At 39.8% G+C, this 3,609-nt stretch carries 7 protein-coding genes; 2 read left to right on the forward strand and 5 right to left on the reverse strand.

Annotated elements, in window-relative coordinates; genetic code table 11:
* Positions 1-186, forward strand: a 186-nt coding sequence (locus tag ABD915_RS07230) for a hypothetical protein (RefSeq protein ID WP_345116954.1), incomplete at its 5' end; no start/stop codon positions are given.
* Positions 187-1,318: 1,132 nt separating this feature from the next.
* A complete protein-coding gene (locus ABD915_RS07235; RefSeq protein ID WP_345116956.1) occupies positions 1,319-1,708 on the forward strand; it encodes a hypothetical protein in 390 nt (129 codons plus the stop codon).
* A gap of 447 nt (positions 1,709-2,155) precedes the next feature.
* Here the strand turns inward: ABD915_RS07235 and ABD915_RS07240 are convergent, their stop codons facing one another.
* Genes ABD915_RS07240 through ABD915_RS07260 form a run of 5 tightly spaced genes read right to left on the reverse strand, consistent with a single transcriptional unit; the run spans position 2,156 to position 3,128 of the window.
* Entirely contained in the window at positions 2,156-2,299 is a 144-nt protein-coding gene (locus ABD915_RS07240) for a hypothetical protein (RefSeq protein ID WP_345116958.1), read from the reverse strand.
* 13 nt (positions 2,300-2,312) lie between these two features.
* Positions 2,313-2,447 carry a hypothetical protein gene (locus tag ABD915_RS07245; RefSeq protein WP_345116960.1) on the reverse strand — a complete coding sequence of 45 codons (135 nt, stop codon included), beginning with the start codon at positions 2,445-2,447 and terminating at the stop codon, positions 2,313-2,315.
* A gap of 25 nt (positions 2,448-2,472) precedes the next feature.
* Complete coding sequence (locus tag ABD915_RS07250; RefSeq protein WP_345116962.1) at positions 2,473-2,673, reverse strand: DUF6990 domain-containing protein; 201 nt, start codon at positions 2,671-2,673, stop codon at positions 2,473-2,475.
* Positions 2,674-2,685: 12 nt separating this feature from the next.
* The gene (locus ABD915_RS07255) at positions 2,686-2,943 is read right to left on the reverse strand and encodes a hypothetical protein (protein ID WP_345116963.1); all 258 of its coding nucleotides are present in this window, start codon (positions 2,941-2,943) and stop codon (positions 2,686-2,688) included.
* Positions 2,944-2,951: 8 nt separating this feature from the next.
* A complete protein-coding gene (locus ABD915_RS07260) occupies positions 2,952-3,128 on the reverse strand; it encodes a hypothetical protein (RefSeq protein ID WP_345116965.1) in 177 nt (58 codons plus the stop codon).
* Positions 3,129-3,609 lie beyond the last annotated feature (481 nt).

Raw genomic sequence — 3,609 nt, forward strand, 5'->3', positions numbered from 1 at the left:
GGGCTACTGCACAAGGGGGCTACTGCACAAGGGGGCTACTGCACAAGGGGGCTACTGCACAAGGGGGCTACTGCACAAGGGGGCTACTGCACAAGGGGGCTACTGCACAAGGGGGCTACTGCACAAGGGGGCTACTGCACAAGGGGGCTACTGCACAAGCTTCAAGCCCACCAAGAACTAATCTAGGGGGCCCTTACCCATTGAAAGGGTGTAACTTTTTTAAAAAATTTGTAAATTTCTTTTAGATCTTTATCCACTGTCCTTTATCTTTTTAGGTCCTCTTCATCGAGTATACGGCACCATTCTCACCATTTTTAATGCACAAAACAAATTGGCAAATTTATTCTTCTCGTCGAAATCCCCTTTTACAAATGGCGAAAGCATTTTCACAACGATATCATGTTGCTTACAACACTCTAAACACTGTCGATATAAATCGATAGAATATGATTTGAAGAAAAGAAGAGGACAGTTAAAAAAAGCGATAATCGGATAAATTGGCAATAAAACCAACAATTATGAAACTTTTTCCCTCTCCATACTGCTTTATCCTCGTGAACTTCTGTCATGGAAGCCTTTTAAAGCCATCCATTTTTAAACATTATCAGCACGAAATAAAAACAAGAAGTGATCGCAGAGAATCACGCAAATCCCCCCCCCAATGACTTTTTCAGTGACTTTTTCAGTGACTTTGATTGCTTACTGGCTTGCCTCCTCACTTTAAAATCATCTCCCATATTGGGAATCTCAAATATTAAGGCTGTAAGAGAAACATCCATAACAGCTTCAAGAGCCAACCAGTATGAAATACAGAAAAGTACAACCTTCACGCATAATCTCAACTTTTCACAGAAAATTTACCGCCTCTCCCACGTCCCCCCCAAAAAGATGCGCTACCCTCTAAAGGAATGCGCACCGACTCCCCATACGAGATTCATTCCCCACAGAACACATTCAGCCCACACAGAATGGACCCTAAAACCCACAAGGGAGCCTCAAACTGCTAACAAAATCCGTTCAACTCTCGTGATATTAAGCCCTTACACTCCTTTGCTGCGACACAAAAAGGGGCTTTCTAGCCCCGTTTTTGTCACCAATTACGCATGATTATCTACACGAAACCGTTAAATCCGCTCCACACATCCGCGATAAAGAATTATAAAGAATTTATTAAGGCGAAAATTGGTTAATTAAGGCTATTTATAGACACAAATAATTCTTTTTTATGACTGTTGCATTTTTACTATAGCAATTTAAATTGAATTTATGTATGATACGTTTCGATATTTATTTGATAAATAAATAAAGGAGGGATGCTATGAAAATAAGATATTTTTTTATAGTCGGTGCTGTCACAAGTGGTTTAGCTTTAGCATTTGAAGCATCTGATCATATAGTAAACCAGCAACAAGGTCCTATTATTTCACCTTATACTTCTTCTGAAAAAGATTTAAATCTTATTGAACCAGCAAGTGGCACATTTAGTCTATCATTTATACCAGTAAATGGTGACAATAATAACAGCAATACAAACAATGGCAACAACAATACAAACAATGGCAACAACAATACAAAACCAAAAGTGGATATAAGTAATTTATACAAACAAGGAACAGAGATATTGTATGCGGTAGGTGGATTTCTGTGCTCATCTATCATGATTGGCATAGAAGCACTCGTTACAAATTATTTAAACAGAACGGCTTAGCAGGACAACAAGGAGGGGTCCATGACGCGTATGAGGGGAATGAGGGGAAGGTACTGAACGCACTGTGAAAGAACTTCACAAGGGGAGGGGTACCTCGCGCGTTATGGATTAAAGCTTAAAAAAAATCCCTTTATTTAAGGAGGGGTTTTTTGTTTTACTTTACTTTACTTTTATACACGAGGATATTCTTTTAAGTTTTATTTTATATTTGTTTTTACACCGTTCTCATCTTTTTCTGAGAAACAAAGCAACAGTTTTTTCTTAAAAAACTGGATAACTGCGAATTGAACACTAAATGTTCTTTTCTATTCTTTAATTTGCATGCTTTTCGGTGCATTTTCTTTTAAAGAATTTACTATGATTGTTTATTTTTCTTAAAGTTTTTGCAAAATTCTTGACGGCATCTTGAGATATCCTTTGTTTTACGCAACAATGGTTTGTCTTCAACTAATCAATACTTCTATCGGCAACTGCTAATTCACCGTCTTTGATATAAACAATATCAGGACAGTGCTTCATCCCTTCGGCTTCAAATATAATTTCCTCATCACACACAATGGATCCTTGTTTTCTTAATTCCTGTTTTTTCATTCGACTCTTTATCTTATGATAATCCCGTTTTTTTATGACACAAATTCGGATCTCTGACTCTAAAAGCGCGATAATTATTGACTTCCATAGACAATTTTTCAGCCACCCGTTCAAGCACAGCGTAACTGAGTTGCTCTGTTTTAGCCACCTCTTCTTCCATCAGCAAAGCGCATTCAAAAAGCGCATTCAAGAAGAAACGCGTCAAGAGCTGCAGACTCGCTATCTGCCACAAAGCCTAGATAATGACCTTCTGCAAAGCGCCTTTGATAAGAGTGTAAGGTTTCAACATCGCCAAGCAAAGCAAGAGCAGCAAGAGCATAAAGGGTACCCCATTGGTTTCGTTTATCGACCAAGCTACGGTATTTTTTTTCCAAGGCGGAGCACTATCAAGGCAGAGCACTATATTGAGAGCGAAACGTTTCCTGAAGACGAGAATCCTCCATCGCCCATTTTAAAGTTTCATCAAGCGCCTGCTTTAAACGGTCCTTTGTGACTCTTTCCGCAAAAATTTGCAGTCCCCTACGCACAAAACTCAGGTGTACGGCTGGCAAAGCTTGAGAATTATAAGGATTAATAGTCTGGCAAGCAGCGGCAAAAATACCGGTCATAATTAAAAGTCCGTGATCAGATCGAAAAATCTTCACTGACTTCATCATGATAAAGAAATTGCACTATGATCCCCATATCCCTCGATTTCCACCGACCACCCCAAGCTCTTTAGAAACGCGGTTGCGCTTTCCATGGTCAGAACTTCCCCGTCATCATAAACGTCATAGAGCTCTTCTCGCTCTTCTTCTTCATCTGTCTTCTCAATGCTCCTCTGCTTCATGCTCCCACCTACTGCACCCTTACCTACTGCAGCCCCTACCTATTGCACCTCCACCTGCTTCATCCCTATCTGTGCTTTATCATTCTTTCCCTCTCGTAGTTTCTCAAACAGCTGTATCAGGTTCTTTCAGCACGCTTTTCAGTTGTTTTCTTAAACAGCGATACATTCTCACCTGCTTAAAGACACCATAATAAAGTGGCAAAATCATCATAGGGATAACAGCAATCCAAGCTGTCACCAACACAAGCACAAGAACAAATATTGCAACAAGAATATCGTACTTTTTCCCCCTATTGCACCCCCTACCTATTGCACCTCCACCTGCTTCATCCCTATCTGTGCTTTATCATTCTTTCCCTCTCGTAGTTTCTCAAACAGCTGTATCAGGTTCTTTCAGCACGCTTTTCAGTTGTTTTCTTAAACAGCGATACATTCTCACCTGCTTAAAGGCACCATAATAAAGTGGCAAAATCATCATAGG

Source organism: Bartonella jaculi, assembly GCF_039543045.1.
GTDB lineage: Bacteria > Pseudomonadota > Alphaproteobacteria > Rhizobiales > Rhizobiaceae > Bartonella > Bartonella jaculi.